We start from the raw sequence: 16560 nt of genomic DNA, 5'->3' as shown, positions 1-16560 counted from the left end.
GCGCCGGATCGCTTGCAGGCGCATTTTGCGCTCCTTATATACCCCACGAAGCCGTGATCGGCCCGGACGGGTCGTCACACATCAACTCTGGGATGGGACAACGGGGCGCCGAACCGGGCCCATGTCCCCACTATCGCCGTAAAGAGAGGATAGAGCATGGGTAAAGTAATCGGTATCGACCTCGGGACGACCAACAGCTGCGTCGCCATCATGGACGGGTCGCAACCCCGGGTGATCGAGAACGCCGAAGGCGCGCGCACGACGCCGTCGATTGTCGCCTTCACCGAAAGCGAGCGTCTGGTGGGCCAGCCGGCCAAGCGTCAGGCGGTCACCAACCCCGAAAACACCATCTTCGCCGTCAAGCGTCTGATCGGGCGCCGTGTCGACAGCGAGGAAGTGAACAAGGACAAGAAGATCGTCCCGTATAACATCGTGGACGGTGGCAATGGCGACGCCTGGGTCGAATCCCGTGGTGAGAAATATTCGCCGTCGCAGATTTCGGCCTTCATCCTTCAGAAAATGAAGGAAACCGCCGAATCATATCTGGGCGAAAAGGTCGAGCAGGCGGTCATCACCGTTCCGGCCTATTTCAACGACGCCCAGCGTCAGGCGACGAAGGACGCCGGCAAGATCGCCGGCCTCGAAGTCCTGCGGATCATCAACGAGCCGACGGCAGCCGCGCTGGCCTATGGCCTCGATAAGAAAGAGACGCGCACCATCGCCGTCTATGACCTTGGCGGCGGTACGTTCGACATCACGATCCTGGAAATCGACGATGGCCTCTTCGAAGTGAAATCGACCAACGGGGACACGTTCCTCGGCGGTGAAGACTTCGACATGCGGATCGTCAACTACCTCGCCGACGAGTTCAAGAAAGAGCACGGCGTCGATCTGACCAACGACAAGATGGCGCTTCAGCGTCTGAAGGAAGCGGCCGAAAAGGCCAAGATCGAGCTGTCGTCGTCCAGCCAGACCGAGATCAACCAGCCGTTCATCTCGATGAACAAGGACACCGGTTCGCCGCTGCACATGGTCATGAAGCTGACCCGCGCCAAGCTGGAAAGCCTTGTGGGCGACCTGATCAAGAAGTCGATCAAGCCGTGCCAGGCCGCTCTGAAAGATGCGGGCCTGACGACCGGCGATATCGACGAGGTCGTTCTCGTCGGCGGTATGACCCGTATGCCGAAGGTCATCGAAGAGGTTACCAAGTTCTTCGGGAAAGAGCCGCATAAGGGTGTCAACCCGGACGAGGTCGTCGCCATGGGCGCCGCCATTCAGGCCGGTGTTCTGCAGGGCGACGTCAAGGACGTGGTCCTTCTGGACGTCACACCGCTTTCGCTCGGTATCGAAACGCTGGGCGGTGTCTTCACCCGCCTGATCGACCGCAACACGACGATCCCGACCAAGAAGTCGCAAATCTTCTCGACCGCCGAGGACAACCAGAACGCTGTGACGATCCGGGTGTTCCAGGGCGAGCGTGAGATGGCCGCGGACAACAAGCTTCTGGGTCAGTTCAACCTGGAAGACATCCCGCCCGCTCCGCGCGGCATGCCCCAGATCGAGGTGACGTTCGACATCGACGCCAACGGCATCGTGTCGGTCAGCGCCAAGGACAAGGGCACCGGCAAAGAGCAGAACATCACGATCCAGGCGTCGGGCGGTCTCTCGGATGACGAGATCGAACAGATGGTCAAGGACGCCGAGGCGAATGCCGAGGCCGACAAGGGTCGCCGCGAGCTGGTCGAAGCCAAGAACAACGCCGAAAGCCTCATCCACTCGACGGAGAAGTCGATGGAAGAACACGGCGACAAGGTCGACCCGACCACGATCGAAGCCATCGAGCTGGCCATCGCCAACCTCAAGGAACAGATCGAGACGGACGACGCCGGCAAGATCCGTGGCGGCATCCAGAACGTCACCGAAGCCGCGATGAAGCTGGGCGAGGCCATCTACAAGGCCGAGCAGGCCAAGGCCGACGGCGGTTCGGATGAGGATGACGAAGGACCGCGCGGTGTGGACGACGATATCGTCGATGCCGACTTCGAGGATCTCGACGACGACAAGCGTGCCTCGTAAGGCCGATTGAACGCGTGACCGGCCGGCCTGATCCGTTCGGGCCGGCCTTCGCGTTCCAAGGGGATGAACCAAATGGCCAAACGCGACTATTACGAGGTTCTGGGGGTCTCGAAAGGCGCTTCAGCCGAAGAGATCAAGAAGGGCTATCGCAAGAAGGCGAAAGAGCTTCACCCGGACCGGAACGCTGACAATCCCGACGCCGAATCCCAGTTCAAGGAAGTGAACGAGGCCTATGACGTCCTGAAGGACGCCGACAAGAAAGCCGCCTATGACCGTTTCGGTCACGCTGCTTTCGAAGGCGGCATGGGCGGCGGCGGACGACCGGGCGGCGGCTTTGGCGGCGGCGGTCAGGGCGATTTTGCCAGTGCCTTCTCGGACGTGTTCGACGACCTCTTCGGCGACATGATGGGGCGCCGTGGCGCCGGTGGCGGACGCCGCGCCGTGCGCGGGTCGGACCTGCGCTACAACCTGCGCATCTCTCTGGAAGACGCCTTCAACGGCCTGCAAAAGACGATCCAGGTGCCCACTGCGGTCGCCTGCGATGTCTGTAACGGAAGCGGTGCCGAGGGCGGTGCCGAACCCACCACCTGCCCGACCTGCTCGGGAATGGGCAAGGTCCGTGCGCAGCAGGGCTTCTTCACGGTCGAACGCACCTGCCCGACCTGTTCCGGCATGGGGCAGATCATCAAGAACCCCTGCACGAATTGCGGCGGCGCGGGCCGGGTCGAGAAGGACCGCTCGCTCAGCGTGAACATTCCGGCGGGCGTCGAGACTGGCACCCGCATCCGGCTTGCCGGTGAGGGCGAAGCGGGCCTGCGCGGCGGGCCATCGGGCGACCTCTACATCTTCATCGAGGTGAAGGAGCACACGCTCTTCCAGCGCGATGGCAGCGATCTCTACTGCCGCGTGCCCGTCTCGATGGCGACCGCAGCACTTGGAGGCGACATCGAAGTGCCGACCATCGACGGCGGCCGTGGCCGGGTCAAAGTACCCGCAGGCAGCCAGTCGGGCCGTCAGATGCGCCTGCGCGGCAAGGGAATGCCTGCGCTTCGCGGTGCGGGCACCGGCGACATGTTCATCGAGCTTGCAGTCGAGACACCCGTGAACCTGACCGCACGCCAGAAAGAGCTTCTGACCGAGTTCGAGAAGCTTTCGGAAGAGAACAACCCCGAAAGCTCCGGCTTCTTCAAGAAGGTAAAGTCCTTCTGGGAAGGCATGAAAAGCTGATACGGCGGCGCGTCTGACGCGCCCCGGCTTCTTCTGTTCGGAAATACTCCGGGGAGTCGCGCCAAAGGCGCGGCGGGGCAGCGCCCCCATTAACCCGACATTCACCACATGCGCGCGAATGTGGCCTATGGACCAGTTGCCCCTTCAATTCTCAGAAGCGCCACTTCGCGCTCTGGTCAAGCGACAGCCTTCTTACATCGCCGGTCATCGAGAACGGCTGCGCGACCGTTTCGTCACCGGTGGTGCTGCGGCTCTTCCGGATTACGAGCTTCTGGAACTGGTCCTCTTCCGGGCCGTCAGGCGCGGCGACGTGAAACCGATGGCTCGGCACCTTCTCGACCGTTTTGGGGACTTCGCCTCGGTGCTGTCGGCACCTCGCGGGCAACTGGTTGAGGTGGACGGCATTGGCGATGCCATTGTCACCGAACTGAAGATCGTCGAGGCGGCCGCGCATCGCCTCGCCCAGAAGCGCGTGCTGTCGCGCCCCGTTATCTCAAGCTGGGACGCGTTGGTCGACTATGTCCGGACCGCCATGGCCCATAGCGCCATCGAGACGTTCCGCACGCTTTACCTCGATACGCGGAACACGCTCATCGCCGATGAGGAGGTGGCACGCGGCACCGTGGACCACGTCCCTGTCTATCCCCGCGAAGTGATCAAGCGTGCGCTTGAACTGAATGCCTCGGCCCTGATCCTCGTCCACAATCACCCTTCGGGCGACCCGACCCCGTCGGAGGCGGATATCGTCATGACCCGCGCCATCGCGGAGGCCGCGCAGGTCTTTTCGATCACGCTTCACGACCACCTGATCATTGGCAGCGGTGGCGAGCGGTCGTTCCGGGCCGATGGGCTGATCTAAAGCAGGGACTGACCGGGCCGGCGCATGGGGGGCGGCGTCTTCAGAACGATGGGAACCAGCGTCGCCGCGGGCGGCACCGGCAGCGGCGGCGTGCGGCCTTCGTTCTTGAGAATGGGCGCGGCATCCGGCATCTCACCTGTTGCTGCCACGCCGGGCTTGTCCGTCAGAACGGTCTGCATGATGTGACCCGATCCGAAAGCGATCACCAGCGCGATGAGCGCGGTGATCGCACGTCTGCGATCGATTGATACGAAACCGAGCATTGCCCCGAACCCTGTCTGTACGGCGGCATCCTAGGCGCGCGACCATGGGCCAGACCAGCCCACAGGGCGAGGCAACCGAAAAACCGATACGCCAGAGGCGTTTAGGTCACAGGGTCAGAGCGCGCCGTGGCAGTGCTTGAACTTGTTGCCCGATCCGCAGGGGCAGGGATCGTTCCGACCCGGATTGCCCCAGGTGGTCGGATCGTCCTCGACGAAGCCCGCTTCGATGGCCTCTTGCGTGGGCGCGGGCAGCTTGCGCTCGGGCGAGGCCGCAGCCTCGGCTGCCTTTGCCTGCCCGGTCATCTGTGCCAGCATCGCTTCCTGCTCTTCCTGCGTCAGCGGCCGGATATGGGCGAGCTTCTGCGTGACCTCGCCCCGAAGCCCGTCCAGAAGCCCCTCGAACAGCTGGAAAGCCTCGCTCTTGTACTCGTTCAGCGGGTCGCGCTGCGCGTAGCTGCGGAAACCCACGACCGAGCGCAGATGCTCCAGCGTCAGCAGATGCTCACGCCACTTGGCATCGATGGTCTGCAGGATGAGTTGCTTTTCGATCGAGCGCATCTGCTCGGCCCCGAAGGCCTCGGCCTTGGCGGCCATGTGGACGTCGGACGCCTCGTAAAGACGCTCGCGGATGACCTCGTCATCCACACCCTCTTCATCGGCCCATTCCACGACGGGGACAGAAATGCCGATCTCTTTCTCGATTTCAGCCTTCAGACCCTCGGTATCCCACTGGTCAGCATAGCTCTTGGGCGGCATGTGCACGTGGACAAGATCGTCGATCACATTGTGGCGCATGTCCTGCGCGATCTCTTCCAGATCGTCGGCTTCCATGATTTCGCGGCGCTGGCTGAAGATCACCTTCCGCTGCTCGTTCATGACGTCGTCGAACTTCAGAAGCTGCTTCCGGATGTCGAAGTTGCGGCCTTCGACCTTGGCCTGCGCCCGCTCAAGCGACTTGTTCACCCAGGGGTGCTTGATCGCTTCGCCTTCCTGCATGCCCAGTGTGGAGAGAACCTTGTCCAAGCGTTCAGAGCCGAAGATGCGCATCAGATCGTCTTCCAGCGACAGGTAGAAGGACGAACGCCCCGGGTCACCCTGACGGCCCGAACGGCCGCGAAGCTGGTTATCGATACGGCGGCTTTCATGGCGCTCGGTCGCCAGAACGTAGAGACCGCCTGCCTCAAGCACCTTTGCCTTGTCACCGGCCACTTCGGCCTCGATCCGGTTGCGGAGCGCCTCGGGGTCGGCCTCGGGATCGGCGGCCATCGCCTGCATCACGCGCATTTCCACGTTGCCGCCAAGCTGAATGTCCGTCCCGCGGCCGGCCATGTTGGTGGCGATGGTCACTGCGTCGGGCTTGCCCGCGTCGGCAACGATCTGTGCTTCCTGCTCGTGCTGACGTGCGTTCAGGACGTTGTGCGGCACGTTCTCGGCCTGCAGAAGACCCGACAGGAATTCCGACCGTTCGATCGAGGTGGTGCCGACCAGAACCGGCTGGCCCCGCTCGTTCGCGGCTTTGATCTCCTGCACGATGGCTTTGTACTTTTCGTCCGCCGTCCGGTAGATCTGGTCGTCTTCGTCGACACGTGCGACCGGCTTGTTGGTCGGGATCTCGACCACGCCAAGGCCATAGATTTCCTGGAATTCCTCGGCCTCGGTCGACGCGGTACCGGTCATACCGGCAAGCTTCTCGTAGAGACGGAAGTAGTTCTGGAAGGTCACGCTTGCCAGCGTCACGTTCTCGGGCTGGATGGCCACGCCTTCCTTGGCCTCGATCGCCTGATGCAGACCGTCAGACAGGCGGCGGCCCGGCATCATGCGTCCGGTGAATTCGTCGATCAGAACGACCTGATTGTCGCGGACGATATAGTCCTTGTCCTTCTGGAACAGCTTGTGTGCGCGCAGGCCCTGGTTCACGTGGTGAACGATGGTCGTCGACTCGGGGTCGTAGAGCGTGTGGTCTTCGGGCAAGAGGCCCGCACCATGCAGACGCTCTTCCAGAAACTCGTTGCCCTCGTCGGTATAGGTGACGTTGCGGGTCTTCTCATCCAGCGTGAAATGTTCTTCGAGCAGTTCCGGGATGATCTTGTCGATGGTGATATAAAGCTCTGACCGGTCCTGAGCAGGGCCAGAGATGATCAGCGGCGTCCGCGCCTCGTCGATCAGGATCGAGTCCACCTCGTCCACAATGGCAAAGTAGTGCCCCCGCTGCGCCATCTCGGAGAGCTGCATCTTCATATTGTCGCGAAGGTAATCGAACCCAAGCTCGTTGTTGGTGGCATAGGTGATGTCGCAGGCATAGGCCGCCTTCTTCTCGTCCTCGGGCTGCTGCGGATAGACGACACCGGTCGTCATGCCGAGAGCGCCATAGACCTTGCCCATCCACTCGGCGTCGCGCTTGGCCAGATAGTCGTTGACGGTGACGATGTGCACGCCCTTGCCCGTCAGCGCATTCAGATAGGCCGGGAAAGTCGCCACCAGCGTCTTGCCCTCGCCCGTCTTCATCTCGGCGATGTCGCCCGAATGCAGGAAATAGCCACCGATCAGCTGCACATCGAAGGCCCTGAGACCAAGCGCCCGCTTCGCGCCCTCGCGGCAGTTGGCGAAGGCTTCGGGCAGAATGTCGTCCAGGTCTTCACCCTTGGCGATACGGTCGCGGAACTCGGCGGTTTTCTCTTTCAGCCCTTCGTCCGACAGAGCTGCGAATTCCGCCTCGAGCGCGTTGATCCGGTCCACGATAGGCTGTACCGCACGCACCCTGCGGTCGTTGGTGGTGCCGAAGATCTTCTTCGCGATCGTTCCAAATCCAAGCATGTATCACTGCCTTTAAAGCGCTGGTCTGACGAGGAAGTGTGAGGGGATGCGCTTGCCCGTGCCTCTGGCCCGCCATAGAAGGGGCAAACGCCAACCGGCGCAGCCGTCTCAGGCGATGTAAGGGGCCGGTTTCACAGTGTCAACGCCGCCCGCAAGGGCAGCTGAAAGGATAATGTATCATGTTGTTCCAACGAGCCACGATGACCGCCGCCGTACTGCTTGCCAGCGCCCTTGGCGCCCAGGCCGACAGCCACGTGAATGCCGACACCGTCGTTGCCACCGTGGGCGACACCGAGATTACCCTCGGCCACATGATCGTGCTCAAGGCGCGGCTGCCGGAACAGTACCAGTCCCTGCCGAACGACGTGCTGTTCGACGGCATCCTCGACCAGCTTGTGCAGCAGAGCCTTCTGGCCGAAACGCAGGAGACGCTCAGCATCGGCTCGCGGAAGTCGCTTGAAAACGAAGAGCGCGCGCTCCTCTCGTCAGAAGCCGTGCGCGGCATCGCCAACGAGGTGACCTCGGAAGAAGCCGTTCAGGCCGCCTATGACGCCGACTATGCGGGAAACCCGGAGTTCGCGCGGTTCAATGCCCATCACATCCTCTTCCTGATCGACCCGGTGCCGGGTGCGGATGAGACGCAGGAAGCCTTCGATGCGAGGGACGCCGAACAGCGCGCCCGCGCCGAAGAGGTGATTGCCGATCTGGCCGCAGGCGAAGACTTCGCGACCATCGCACAGGAACGCTCGGAAGGGCCGTCGGCCTCGGCAGGCGGCGCACTGGGCTGGTTCGAGTCGGGCCGCATGGTTCCCGAATTCGATGCCGCCGTGAAAGACATGAGCGCGGGCGACATCTCGGTCGAGCCGGTTCGCACTCAGTTCGGCTGGCACGTGATCCGTCTGAACGAGGTGCAGTACCCCGAGCTTGATGCAGTCCGTCCGCAGATTGTCGAGACGATTCAGCGCGCGGCGATCGATGCGCGGCTGACCGAGCTTCGCGACAGCGTCGAAGTGACCACCTCGACCGACGAGATCGACCCGACCCTGCTCGACGATCTCTCGCTTCTCGGAGAATAACATTGGGCCACGACCTTCCGCAGTCGCCGCTTGCCCCGAAGGGCGGCTTTCCGGACCTGCCGGTGATCGGCGGCGTTCGCTTCGCAAGCCACGCAGCGGGCGTGCGGTATTCGGGCCGCGTCGATGTGATGCTGGCCGAGCTGGCGCCCGGCACCGTCGTGGCCGGAACCTTCACCCGGTCGAAGACGCGCTCGGCCCCGGTTCTGGATTGTCAGGCAAAACTCGGGGGACCCGCCGATGACGGCGCGGCGATCCTCGTCAATGCGGGCAACAGCAACGCCTTTACCGGGCATAAAGGGGTCGAGGCCGTCGAGGCGATCACCGGCGCAGTTGCCGACGAAATGAACGTGCCCAAGGCGCGCGTTTTTACCAGCTCGACCGGCGTTATCGGTGAGCCGCTGCCGTTCGAACGCGTGACCGCCGCGATTACAACGCTGAAGGGTCAGCTGGACGAGACCGGCATCGCCGGCGCGGCCCGTGCCATAATGACCACCGATACGTTCCCGAAAGGCGCCGGCGCCACGGTGACCATTGGCGGTCGAGAGGTTCGGATCGCAGGCATCGCCAAGGGCTCGGGCATGATCGCGCCGGATATGGCGACTATGCTGGTCTATATCTTCACCGATGCCAGTATCGGCTTCGACGCATTGCAACCCATGGTCGCGCGCCTCACCGACGGCAGCTTCAACGCGATCACGGTGGACAGCGATACGTCCACATCCGACACGCTTCTTGTCGCCGCGACCGGTTCGTCCGGCGTGAACGTCACCGGTGAGACGGCCTTCGAAGAGGCTCTGGAGCGTGTGATGCTGGACCTTGCGCATCAGGTCGTCCGCGACGGCGAGGGGGCAACGAAGTTCGTCACCGTCGAAGTCACAGGTGCCGCAGATCACGCCGACGCCAAGCGCTGCGCCATGGCCATCGCGAATTCGCCGTTGGTCAAGACCGCCATCGCCGGAGAGGACCCGAACTGGGGCCGTGTTGTCATGGCGGTCGGAAAATCCGGCGCCGAGGCCGACCGCGACCGGTTGTCCATCTGGTTCGGTGACGTGCAGGTCGCGGAGAACGGCCTCCGCCACCCCGATTACTCGGAAGAGGCCGCAGCCGCCCACATGAAGCGGGACGAGGTCCGCATCCGCGCCGATCTCGGGCTGGGGGGCGGCAGCTTTACCGCGTGGACCTGCGATCTGACCGCAGGCTACATCGCCATCAACGCAGATTACCGTTCGTGAAGACCGTGCTCGTCTCGGCTGTAGCGCTGATCGACGGCGACGGGCGCGTCCTCATCGCCCAGCGCCCTGAGGGCAAGTCGATGGCAGGCCTCTGGGAGTTCCCCGGCGGCAAGATCGAGCCGGGCGAAACGCCGGAGGCGGCGCTGATCCGCGAGCTTCAGGAGGAGCTTGGCATCGACACCTGGGAAAGCTGCCTCGCACCGCTGACCTTCGCCAGCCACAGCTATGACGACTTTCACCTGCTGATGCCGCTCTTCGCCTGTCGGAAATGGCAGGGTACGCCTGTCTCGAAAGAAGGACAGACGCTGAAATGGGTCTTCGCGCGGGATCTCCGCGATTACCCCATGCCCCCTGCGGACCTACCTCTCATCCCGATCCTGAGGGACTGGTTGTAAGCCGGTAGCCGCTTCGCGGCACATTTTGCCTTCGGCGAGGATATTTTATTTCCGAACAGGCGAAGAAAATTTGATTCAAATTGTCTTCTTTGGGTCCTGAAAATCCCGGGGTGAATTGGCCGCAGGCCAAGAGGGGCAGAGCCACTGAACTGAAAAGGGCCGTCATTTCGACGGCCCTTTCAATGAGATTCTCTCAGGCGATCAGCTCAGCGAGCGTTCGACCTCTTCGCGCTCGAAGATCTCGATGACGTCGCCCGGGCGGATGTCTTCATAATTCTCGAAGGCCATACCGCATTCCTGGCCGGACTGCACTTCGGCAACCTCGTCCTTGAAGCGCTTGAGCGTCTTCAGCGTACCTTCATGGATGACCACATCGTCGCGGAGCAGACGGACGCCCGCAGAGCGACGCGCAACACCCTCGGTCACGAGGCAGCCGGCCACGCGGCCCACGTTCGAGACCTTGAAGACCTCGCGAATTTCCGCGTAGCCGATGAAGTTCTCGCGCACCTCGGCCGACAGAAGACCCGAAGCCGCCGCTTTCACGTCATCCACAAGATCGTAGATCACGCTGTAGTAGCGAATCTCGACGCCCTTCTGGTTGGCCGCATTCCGCGCGGGCGCGTTGGCCCGGACGTTGAAGCCGATGACCGGTGCGCCGGAGGCTTCGGCAAGGCCGATATCCGATTCCGTGATCGCGCCTACACCGGAGTGGAGCACGCGGACGCGAACCTCTTCGTTTCCGATCTTTTCCATCGCCTGAACGATGGCTTCGGCCGAGCCCTGCACGTCGGCTTTGACGAGGATGGGCAGTTCCGCCACGTTCTCGTCTTCCTTTGCCTTGGCCATCAGCTGTTCCAGCGTGGTGGCGGCACCGGCGGCGGCGCGTTTTTCCTTGGCGGCCTTCTCGCGGTATTCCGCGATCTCGCGCGCCTGGGCTTCGGTCTCGACCACGTTCAGGACGTCGCCCGCTTCGGGCGTGCCGTTCAGACCGAGAACCTCGACCGGAACGGACGGACCGGCTTCCTTGACGCGCTCGCCCTTGTCGTTCTCCATCGCGCGCACCTTGCCCCACTGTTCGCCCACGACGAAAATATCGCCCTGGCGAAGTGTGCCGTGCTGGACAAGAACCGTGGCAACCGGGCCGCGGCCCACATCGAGCTGGGCTTCAATCACGGCACCCTGCGCGGCGCGGTCGGGGTTGGCTTTCAGCTCGAGCAGCTCGGCCTGAAGCGCGATGGCTTCGAGCAGATCGTCAAGGCCCTGGCCCTTGATGGCCGAGACTTCCACGTCCTGAACGTCACCCGACATCTTCTCGACGATCACTTCGTGCTGAAGAAGATCGGTCCGAACCTTGTCCGGCGTAGCGTCCGGTTTGTCGATCTTGTTGATCGCGACGATCATCGGCACTTTTGCGGCCTTGGCGTGATTGATCGCCTCGACCGTCTGCGGCATGACCGCGTCATCGGCGGCAACCACAAGCACCACGATATCGGTGACCTGCGCACCACGCGCACGCATCGACGTAAAGGCGGCGTGGCCCGGCGTATCGAGGAAGGTCAGCAACTGCCCGCCATCGGTCTTTACCTGATAGGCGCCGATATGCTGCGTGATGCCGCCGGCTTCGCCGGAGACAACCTTGGCATTCCGGATCGCGTCCAGAAGCGAGGTCTTGCCGTGGTCGACGTGGCCCATGACGGTGATGACCGGGGGACGCGGTTTCAAATCCGCTTCTGCGTCCTCGACAGTGTCGATGACGTCTTCCACGTCTGAGTCCGAGACGCGCTGCACCCTGTGACCGAACTCTTCGATAATCAGCTCGGCAGTATCCTGGTCGATCGTCTGGTTCTGCGTCGCCATGATGCCGTTCTGCATAAGCGCCTTGACGACATCGGCCACACGCTCGGTCATACGGTTGGCGAGCTCGGAGACGACGATCGCCTCGGGAAGCTGCACTGTGCGCACAACCTTCTCGCGCTCGACCGGGCCGCCCATGGCCTTCTGCCGGGCACGCTCCTGCTTGCGCTTCATCGCGGCGAGCGATTTCTGACGTCCGCCCTCGCCGCCCGAAAGCGCCTGGTTCAGCGTCAGCTTGCCCGCGCGGCGCCCGCCGTCGCGGTCGCCGCCGCGGCCACGGGTTTCACGTTCCTGACCGCGGCGATCGCGATCGTCGCGTTCGCGTGCCTTGGGCGCAGCTTTCGTGTTGGGCTTGCCAGCTTCAGGAGCCTCTTCCGGAGCGGGCGCGGTAGCGGCACGCGCCTTGGCCTCTTCGGCCTCGCGCTGGCGGCGCTCGTCTTCTTCGGCTTTGGCGCGGGCTTTTTCCTCGCGCTCGCGCTCTTCCTGCTCCTTGGCCTCAGCCTCGGCGCGGCGGCGCTCACGCTCTTCAGCGCGCGCACGCTCTTCGGCTTCGCGGGCCTCCTGCTCCTCTGTCTCGCGCGCCTTCGCGGCGGCGAGCGCCTTCATCCGGCGTTCGAGTTCGGCGTCGGAGATCCCAGCGGGACGCTTGCTCTGGTCGCCCGCCTGCGGAGAAGCCGCGCCGGCGCCGCCTGCCTTGGCCGCACCCGGCTTCGGCACCACAACGCGCTTGCGCTTGGTCTCGACCACGACGTTCTTGGTCCGGCCATGGCTGAAGCTCTGCTTCACCTGTCCGGGTCGTCCGGAGCCGCGCAGTCCAAGGGGTTTTTTGCCGTCAGTGTCGCTCATAGGGTCTTCTTTACCTTTCCGGCGGCGTCACCGCCGATACTCTCGCGAACGCCGGATAACCTGATGGCGTCCTCTCTGATACGTTCAGTGAGTCCGCCCTTTCCAAGCGCGGCATGTATCACACGTTCGCGCCCAAAGGACAAACCCAATTCTGAGGCCGTCAAAACCTCGAAAAAACTGCCCCGTCCGCCCGGCGGAAAGAGCTTCGATTTCCCCCGTTCCGACCCGTCCGAGGCCTGGAACAGGATTCGGACCGACTCTTTCCCGAGCGCGTCCTTGACCTTTTCGTAGCCGGCAATCGCCAGCCCGGCCTTCCGCGCCATCGAGATGCCGTCGATCACCCGGCGGGCCAGAAGCACCTCGACCTGATCGACCAGATCATCAGGCACCGTAACCTGCGCCTTGGCACCGCGGGCGAAAAGCCCCTTCGCGACAGCCTTTTCAAGCGCCTCACGCTCGGCGCTGACCCAAAGACCGCGACCGGGCAGCTTTGCCAGAATGTCCGGCACCACCTGCCCGTCGGGACTGACGGCAAAGCGGATCAGCCCACGCTTGGGCTGAACCTCGCCGGTGACGAGGCAGCGACGCTCGGGGTCGTCGCGATACTTGTCCTTGCCACCGCGTGACATGGGCCAGCTCCGAGGCCTGCGATCAGGCCTCGGCCTCCTCGGTTTCAGTGCCCTCGACCTCGTCCTCTTCGGACTCCAGATCGGCCGGATCGACCCAACCCAGAAGGATACGGGCCGTCATGATCATGTGCTGGGCCTCTTCCAGCGACACATCGAAGGGTTCGAGGATACCGTCATCCTTGACGCGTTCGCCGCCATCGGTGGTCCAGCCGCCGGCAAGCTCCCAGTCGGCGCAGGTGGCGAAGTCTTCCAGCGTCTTCACGTCATCCTTGGCCAGAGCCTCTACCATCTGGGGTGTCAGCCCCTCGAATTCAATGAGGCTGTCCTCGGCGCCAAGCTCGCGCGCGTTCTCCAGCGCCTTCTTGTTCTGCGCATCGATATAGTCGCGGGCGCGGGCCTGAAGCTCGTTCGCGGTGTCCTCGTCCACGCCGTCGATCACCAGCAGCTCGTCCAGCTCGACATAGGCGACCTCTTCAAGGCTGGTGAAGCCTTCGGAGACCAGAAGCTGCGCAAAGAACTCGTCCAGATCGAGCGTGTCGACAAAGAGCTTGGTGCGCTCTTCGAACTCGGCCTGACGGCGCGCCGATTCTTCTTCCTCGGTCATGATGTCGATATCGAGACCGGTCAGCTGCGAGGCCAGACGCACGTTCTGACCACGACGGCCGATGGCAAGCGAAAGCTGCTCTTCCGGCACGACGACTTCGATCCGCTCGGCTTCCTCGTCCAGAACAACCTTTGTCACCTCGGCCGGCTGAAGCGCGTTGACCAGGAAGGTCGGCGCGTCTTCGTTCCACGGGATGATGTCGATCTTTTCGCCCTGAAGCTCGTTCACGACGGCCTGCACGCGGCTGCCGCGCATACCGACACAGGCGCCCACGGGATCGATCGAGTTGTCATAGCTGATGACCGCGATCTTGGCGCGGCTGCCCGGGTCGCGGGCCACAGCCTTGATCTCGATGATGCCGTCGTAGATTTCCGGCACTTCCATCTTGAACAGTTCGGCCATGAATTCGGGCGCGGTGCGGCTCAGGAAGATCTGGGGACCGCGGGCCTCGCGGCGGACATCCTTGATGTAGCAGCGGATGCGGTCGTTCGGGCGATAGCTTTCGCGGCCGATTTTCTCGTTCCGGCGGAGCACACCCTCGCCATGACCCTGAAGGTCAACGATGACGTTGCCGTATTCCTCGCGCTTGACGACGGCGTTGATGATCGTGCCGACGCGATCCTTGAATTCCTCGTACTGACGATCACGCTCTGCCTCGCGGACCTTCTGCAGGATGACCTGCTTGGCCGACTGCGCGGCGATCCGGCCCATCTCGACCGGGGGCACCTCGTCCACGATGACGTCGCCCGGCTTGGGGTCGTCCAGATACTGCTTGGCCTGCTCGGGCGTCATCTGCGCCTGATAGTTCTCAAGCTCTTCGGTCTCGGGGTCGATCACGGTGCGGACGCGGGTGAAGGTCGCCTTGCCCGTCTTGCGGTCGATCGACACGCGAATGTCCATTTCCGCGCCGTAGCGGCTTTTCGCGGCACGGGCGAGGCTTTCTTCCATCGCCTCGATCACCAGCGCGGGGTCGATCATCTTCTCGCGCGCGACGGCCTCGGCCGTCTGGAGAAGTTCAAGCTGGTTTGCGGATGTGATCGCCATTCTCAGGTCTCCTCGTCGCCATCCATGATGGTCTGTATTTCGTCGAACTGCTTTTCATCTACCTGGCCCGCGTCCTTGCGGGCCTTCAACACGTCGCGGATCAGGTCGTCGGTAAGCACCAGTTTCGCGTCCGACAACCAGTCGAACTGAAGCCCGATGGTCACCGGTTCGCCGTTCACCTCGATCTCGATCAGCACTTCCGAGCCTTCGGTGCCCTGAAGCGTCCCCTTGAAGCGGCGGCGGCCGTCGATCATCTCGGCGGTTTCCAGCTTGGCCTCGTAGCCTTCCCAGGTCTCGAAATCCTTGAGCCGGGTCAATGGCCGGTCGATACCGGGCGACGATACTTCAAGCGTGTAGGCGTCTTCGAGTGGATCCTCGACATCCAGTGTCGCACTGACGGCGGTGGAAATCTCGGCGCATTCGTCGACTTCGATCCCGCCATCGGGACGCTCGGCCATGATCTGAAGCGTCTTTGTGTTGCCGCCCATCAGCCGCACGCGCACCAGTTCGAACCCCATGTCCTCGATGACGGGGGTAATGATCTCGGCAAGGCGCCGGTCGATGCTGGCTTTGGCAATAAGATCGGACATTGGTTCAGACATAAAAAAACGGGCCAGCGGGCCCGTGGAATTTTCCGGTGGAGCCTCGGGGGTGGAAGCCGAAGCGCCGCTGTTGAGATGCATATACGCAGGCGGCCCTGAGTCTGCAAGGGGAGAGTGTGCGCCCTAGAGAAGCGCGCGCACCCAGTCGATGAAATCATCCAGTAGCGGAGAGCGCGGCCCCTTCGGCACAACGGCGTAGTAGTCCAGAATTCCGATCGGCGCCGTCGGCATCTGCACGATCTCGCCCGCCTCGATGAAGCGGCGCGCGATCCGCTCATTGAACAGCGTCAGACCAAGCCCCTGCCGCAGCGCCTGAAGCTGAAGTTGAGCGCTGCCGATCCGTACCCATTTGATCCGGCCAAGGTCCAGCCCGGCCGTCTCCATGATCTCGGGCTTCGGTGCCATTTCGTCATGCAGGAGCCATGGCATGTCGTGAGGGTCGGCGGTCCCGTCCCCCACCAGTTTGGGCGCCCCCACAACCATCATTTGCGCTTTCGCAAGGAAGATCGCGTCCAGTCCCGGCCAGTCCGGTTCCTTCGTCGACGGGATGACCCGGATGCCGCAATCAAAACCTTCGCGGATGATGTCGATGAACTTTCGCGCGGGGAAAAACGCGATCTCGACGCCCGGATGCCGCTCCCAGAACTGGGACAGGTTCGGCATCAGGATTTCGTCCACCAGAAACTGCGTCGTCGTGATCCGAAGGCCGCGATGAGCCTCGGCATCGGCCAGCGCCTCGACCCCCTTGGCGATCTGTCCGAAACCCTCCGACAGCGCCCCGGCCAGATGCGCACCCGCATCCGTCAGAACTACGCTTCGCCCTTGTCGCATGACCAGCCGGACGCCCAGCGCCGCCTCCAGCCCGCGCACCTGTTGCGCAACCGCGGCATGGGTCACGTTCAAGGCGCGCGCGGCGCCGGCAAAGCCCCCCTCGCTCGCCGTCGTCTCGAAGGCGCGGAGCGAGGACAACGAGGGCAGATGGCGCCAGTCCACAGACATGATAGCTGAACTTTCGTATGGCTATTATTTCTGCTTAGGC

Annotated in this window: 13 protein-coding genes; 6 read left to right on the top strand and 7 right to left on the bottom strand. The window is 63.1% G+C overall.

The annotated features are described in order from the left end of the window. Positions 1-156: 156 nt before the first annotated feature. The 3 genes from dnaK to radC all read left to right on the top strand — a co-directional run bounded on the left by dnaK (position 157) and on the right by radC (position 4162). Positions 157-2076, top strand: a complete 1920-nt coding sequence (gene dnaK / locus GQ651_RS10620) for a molecular chaperone DnaK (RefSeq protein ID WP_160764235.1) — start codon at positions 157-159, stop codon at positions 2074-2076. Between the two features lie 72 nt (positions 2077-2148). Next, positions 2149-3303 (top strand): molecular chaperone DnaJ, encoded by a 1155-nt coding sequence (gene dnaJ / locus GQ651_RS10615; protein ID WP_160764234.1) that lies wholly within the window; start codon positions 2149-2151, stop codon positions 3301-3303. A gap of 127 nt (positions 3304-3430) precedes the next feature. Then, positions 3431-4162 (top strand): RadC family protein, encoded by a 732-nt coding sequence (gene radC / locus GQ651_RS10610; protein WP_227258139.1) that lies wholly within the window; start codon positions 3431-3433, stop codon positions 4160-4162. Here radC and GQ651_RS10605 read toward each other — a convergent pair. Together GQ651_RS10605 and secA are read right to left on the bottom strand one after the other, a co-directional pair. Beyond that, entirely contained in the window at positions 4159-4425 is a 267-nt protein-coding gene (locus GQ651_RS10605) for a hypothetical protein (protein ID WP_160764232.1), read from the bottom strand. The two genes, radC and GQ651_RS10605, sit on opposite strands and share 4 nt — an antisense overlap. A 114-nt stretch (positions 4426-4539) precedes the next feature. Next, positions 4540-7239 carry a preprotein translocase subunit SecA gene (gene secA, locus GQ651_RS10600; RefSeq protein WP_160764231.1) on the bottom strand — a complete coding sequence of 900 codons (2700 nt, stop codon included), beginning with the start codon at positions 7237-7239 and terminating at the stop codon, positions 4540-4542. 179 nt (positions 7240-7418) lie between these two features. Here secA and GQ651_RS10595 point away from each other — a divergent pair, with 179 nt between their 5' ends. The 3 genes from GQ651_RS10595 to mutT are packed head-to-tail and all read left to right on the top strand — an operon-like array spanning position 7419 to position 9942. Further along, on the top strand, positions 7419-8315 hold the full coding sequence (locus GQ651_RS10595; RefSeq protein WP_227258138.1) for a peptidylprolyl isomerase: 897 nt from the start codon (positions 7419-7421) through the stop codon (positions 8313-8315). Positions 8316-8317: 2 nt separating this feature from the next. Beyond that, positions 8318-9547, top strand: coding sequence for a bifunctional glutamate N-acetyltransferase/amino-acid acetyltransferase ArgJ (gene argJ / locus GQ651_RS10590; protein ID WP_160764230.1), 1230 nt, complete (start codon positions 8318-8320; stop codon positions 9545-9547). Then, complete coding sequence (gene mutT / locus GQ651_RS10585; protein WP_160764229.1) at positions 9544-9942, top strand: 8-oxo-dGTP diphosphatase MutT; 399 nt, start codon at positions 9544-9546, stop codon at positions 9940-9942. Before argJ ends, mutT begins: the two co-directional genes overlap by 4 nt. Positions 9943-10143: 201 nt before the next feature. On the opposite strand, the gene infB is transcribed toward mutT, so the two are convergent. The 5 genes from infB to GQ651_RS10560 all read right to left on the bottom strand — a co-directional run bounded on the left by infB (position 10144) and on the right by GQ651_RS10560 (position 16520). Continuing rightward, positions 10144-12642: a translation initiation factor IF-2 gene (gene infB, locus GQ651_RS10580; protein ID WP_160764228.1), complete on the bottom strand. Its 2499-nt coding sequence runs from the start codon at positions 12640-12642 to the stop codon at positions 10144-10146. Further along, complete coding sequence (locus GQ651_RS10575; RefSeq protein WP_160764227.1) at positions 12639-13271, bottom strand: RNA-binding protein; 633 nt, start codon at positions 13269-13271, stop codon at positions 12639-12641. The genes infB and GQ651_RS10575 overlap by 4 nt, the downstream gene beginning before the upstream one ends. A gap of 22 nt (positions 13272-13293) precedes the next feature. Beyond that, complete coding sequence (gene nusA, locus GQ651_RS10570) at positions 13294-14919, bottom strand: transcription termination factor NusA (RefSeq protein WP_160764226.1); 1626 nt, start codon at positions 14917-14919, stop codon at positions 13294-13296. A 2-nt stretch (positions 14920-14921) separates the two neighbouring features. Beyond that, complete coding sequence (gene rimP, locus GQ651_RS10565; protein ID WP_160764225.1) at positions 14922-15509, bottom strand: ribosome maturation factor RimP; 588 nt, start codon at positions 15507-15509, stop codon at positions 14922-14924. Positions 15510-15644: 135 nt separating this feature from the next. After that, entirely contained in the window at positions 15645-16520 is an 876-nt protein-coding gene (locus GQ651_RS10560) for a LysR family transcriptional regulator (protein WP_160764224.1), read from the bottom strand. Between the last annotated feature and the right edge of the window lie 40 nt (positions 16521-16560).

Origin of the sequence: Kangsaoukella pontilimi (assembly GCF_009830125.1) — a bacterium.
Classification (GTDB): Bacteria; Pseudomonadota; Alphaproteobacteria; order Rhodobacterales; family Rhodobacteraceae; genus Kangsaoukella; species Kangsaoukella pontilimi.
The sequence above is the reverse complement of the archived record's forward strand: the minus strand, read 5'-3'. Positions and strand labels throughout refer to the sequence as shown.